The sequence below is a fragment of the Bacillus sp. mrc49 genome (assembly GCF_002803435.1).
This window is the reverse complement of the sequence record NZ_PHNG01000246.1, coordinates 1-657: the sequence shown is the minus strand read 5'-3', so window position 1 is coordinate 657 and position 657 is coordinate 1. Positions and strand designations below refer to the sequence as shown.

Genomic DNA, 657 nt, shown 5'->3' with positions numbered 1-657 from the left:
GCTTTAAATTCAAAATTATCTGATTTATCAACCACTAACGACCGGATTTTATTCATGAAAAAATCGCTTGGGAATTCCCAAGCGATTTGCACTACCTTAACCATGCTTTGCATTATTATAATAATGGACCCCATACATGGCGCCTTCATCGACCATTTTATTGTCCTCATGATCATATGGATCTGGGTGACCCGCCTTTTCAATCAAAGGATCCAATTCTGAACACTTCCTATTTAAAAAGCTCATTGTCTTATCTTTTGCACTAATCCAAATATCTTTTACTTTACCTCTGTTCGCTTTAGTTGTTAAAAATGAGACTCCGGCAACTCCGACTCCAAATAACACTACGTTTTTCCCTAATGCCATCATTACCATCCTCCTTAAATTTGGATTTATATATGTATACCCGCTTCAGGGTCATGTAAACCTTTATTTATATGGAGGCTTTTGATAAAAGAAATTCGGCTTCAGTATTTCATTTTTATACGGTTTATGAAAAACGTGTGTGGTTGCTGGTGAAACAGGGGGGATCAACCATGTCCAGTCCCCGGTTACGTTCCGGTCTTTTGAAGCTTCTTTTTCTTCAAATTTCTTGAATTGCTTTGCCGCAGTATGATGGTCGACGATGCTGACCCCATTTTTCTTGAACGAATACAG

At 38.2% G+C, this 657-nt stretch carries 2 protein-coding genes; both read right to left on the bottom strand.

Annotation, left to right across the window (positions count from 1 at the left end; genetic code table 11):
* Positions 1–96: 96 nt before the first annotated feature.
* The gene (locus tag CVN76_RS01785; protein ID WP_100530157.1) at positions 97–369 is read right to left on the bottom strand and encodes a hypothetical protein; all 273 of its coding nucleotides are present in this window, start codon (positions 367–369) and stop codon (positions 97–99) included.
* 60 nt (positions 370–429) lie between these two features.
* Positions 430–657: nitric oxide synthase oxygenase (locus CVN76_RS01780; protein WP_198512421.1), on the bottom strand; the 228-nt coding region annotated here is incomplete at its 5' end.

Bases quoted from the DNA above. Each gene is read 5' to 3' on its own strand.
- CVN76_RS01785 (WP_100530157.1), bottom strand. From the start codon at position 369: ATGATGGCATTAGGGAAAAACGTAGTGTTATTTGGAGTCGGAGTTGCC.